This window comes from Bradyrhizobium sp. ORS 375 (assembly GCF_000239775.1).
Taxonomy (GTDB): domain Bacteria; phylum Pseudomonadota; class Alphaproteobacteria; order Rhizobiales; family Xanthobacteraceae; genus Bradyrhizobium.
This window is the reverse complement of record NZ_CAFI01000459.1, coordinates 1-2,826: the sequence shown is the minus strand read 5'-3', so window position 1 is coordinate 2,826 and position 2,826 is coordinate 1. Positions and strand designations below refer to the sequence as shown.

Genomic DNA, 2,826 nt, shown 5'->3' with positions numbered 1-2,826 from the left:
TGATGTCCTTTGCAGGCCTGGCAGCGACCTACTCTCCCAGGGCTTGAGCCATAGTACCATTGGCGCTGAGGAGTTTAACGGCCGAGTTCGGGATGGGATCGGGTTCAGGCTCCTCGCTAAGACCACCAGGCCGGCGAAGGACATCGAGGTAAGAAGCAAGTGGGAGGATGGACCTCCCTGAAGGTCTGTTCGTCATCATCTGCAGTGATGGACACTGAAAATGAGAGCAATCAAGCCGATCGAACGATTAGTACCGGTAAGCTGCATGCATTGCTGCACTTCCACACCCGGCCTATCAACGTGGTCGTCTTCCACGGTTCTCAAGGGAATGCTCGTTTTGAGGTGGGTTTCCCGCTTAGATGCCTTCAGCGGTTATCCCGTCCGTACATAGCTATGCTGCACTGCCGCTGGCGCGACAACAGCTCCACCAGAGGTACGTTCACCCCGGTCCTCTCGTACTAGGGGCAAATCCTCTCAACATTCCAACACCCACGGCAGATAGGGACCGAACTGTCTCACGACGTTCTGAACCCAGCTCACGTACCACTTTAATCGGCGAACAGCCGAACCCTTGGGACCTTCTCCAGCCCCAGGATGTGATGAGCCGACATCGAGGTGCCAAACGACGCCGTCGATATGGACTCTTGGGCGTCATCAGCCTGTTATCCCCGGCGTACCTTTTATCCGTTGAGCGATGGCCCATCCACGCGGGACCACCGGATCACTATGACCGACTTTCGTCTCTGCTCGATTCGTAGATCTCGCAGTCAGGCAGGCTTATGCCATTATACTCGACGAACGATTTCCGACCGTTCTGAGCCTACCTTCGCACGCCTCCGTTACTCTTTGGGAGGCGACCGCCCCAGTCAAACTGCCCACCATGCGCTGTCCCGATCCCGGCTGACGGGATGCGGTTAGATATCCATAACCATTAGGGTGGTATTTCACATTGCGACTCCACCCGAGCTGGCGCCCTGGCTTCAAAGTCTACCACCTATTCTACACAAACAGTCACGAATACCAGCGCAAAGCTACAGTAAAGGTGCACGGGGTCTTTCCGTCTGACCGCAGGAACCCCGCATCTTCACGGGGAATTCAATTTCACTGAGTCTATGTTGGAGACAGCGGGGAAGTCATTACGCCATTCGTGCAGGTCGGAACTTACCCGACAAGGAATTTCGCTACCTTAGGACCGTTATAGTTACGGCCGCCGTTTACCGGGGCTTCGATTCAAGGCTTGCACCTCTCCTCTTAACCTTCCGGCACCGGGCAGGCGTCAGACCCTATACGTCATCTTACGATTTCGCAGAGCCCTGTGTTTTTGTTAAACAGTTGCCACCCCCTGGTCTGTGCCCCCACTGCATGGTTGCCCATGCAATGGGCCTCCTTATCCCGAAGTTACGGAGGTAAATTGCCGAGTTCCTTCAACATAGTTCTCTCAAGCGCCTTGGTATACTCTACCAGTCCACCTGTGTCGGTTTCGGGTACGGTCTGATGTGGAGGCTATTTCCTGGAACCCCTTCGAAGCCCAACCAATCCAGTAAGGTCGGACAACACACGGGATTCGTCACCATCCACTGGCTGCAGAATATTCACTGCATTCCCATCGACTACGCCTTTCGGCCTCGCCTTAGGGACCGGCTAACCCTGCGAAGATTAACTTTACGCAGGAACCCTTGGACTTTCGGCGACACTGTCTTTCACAGTGTTTGTCGTTACTCATGCCAGCATTCGCACTTCTGATACCTCCAGGCGCCCTCACGGGTCGCCCTTCGCAGGCTTACAGAACGCTCCGCTACCGCGCATCTTGCGATGCACCCTAAGCTTCGGCTCGTGGCTTGAGCCCCGTTACATCTTCGGCGCAGAAACCCTTATTTAGACCAGTGAGCTGTTACGCTTTCTTTAAAGGATGGCTGCTTCTAAGCCAACCTCCTGGTTGTTTTGGGATTTCCACATCCTTTCCCACTTAGCCACGAATTGGGGGCCTTAGCTGTAGGTCAGGGTTGTTTCCCTCTCCACGACGGACGTTAGCACCCGCCGTGTGACTCCCGGATAGTACTCTCAGGTATTCGGAGTTTGGTTGGGTTTGGTAAGACGGTAAGTCCCCCTAGCCCATCCAGTGCTCTACCCCCTGAGGTATTCGTCCGAGGCGATACCTAAATATCTTTCGCGGAGAACCAGCTATTTCCCAGTTTGATTGGCCTTTCACCCCTAACCACAAGTCATCGGAGCCTTTTTCAACAGGCACCCGTTCGGTCCTCCAGTGAGTGTTACCTCACCTTCAACCTGCTCATGGCTAGATCACTAGGTTTCGGGTCTAATACAACGAACTTGACGCCCTATTCAGACTCGCTTTCGCTACGCCTACGCCTATCGGCTTAAGCTTGCTCGTTAAATTAAGTCGCTGGCCCATAATACAAAAGGTACGACGTCACCCAGAACGCATCTTGGGCTCCGTCTGTTTGTAGGTGTCCGGTTTCAGGTCTATTTCACTCCCCTCGTCGGGGTGCTTTTCACCTTTCCCTCACGGTACTGGTTCACTATCGGTCGCTGAGGAGTACTTAGGCTTGGAGGGTGGTCCCCCCATGTTCAGACAGGATTGCACGTGTCCCGCCTTACTCGAGCATGAATGTTCGCATTACCCATACGGGGCTATCACCCTCTGAGGCCCTGCTTTCCTGACAGGTTCTGGTTGGCTTACATTCATGACTGGCCTGGTCCGCGTTCGCTCGCCACTACTAGCGGAGTCTCGGTTGATGTCCTTTCCTCCAGGTACTTAGATGTTTCAGTTCCCTGGGTTCGCTTGAAACCTCCTATGTATTCAGA

2 rRNA genes are annotated in these 2,826 nt (G+C 54.2%); both read right to left on the bottom strand.

The features are described 5' to 3' along the window. Nucleotides 1–15: 15 nt before the first annotated feature. Nucleotides 16–130: ribosomal RNA gene (gene rrf / locus BRAO375_RS31415) — 5S ribosomal RNA — on the bottom strand. Between the two features lie 96 nt (nucleotides 131–226). Next, nucleotides 227–2,826: ribosomal RNA gene (locus BRAO375_RS31410) — 23S ribosomal RNA — on the bottom strand; the annotation flags it as partial.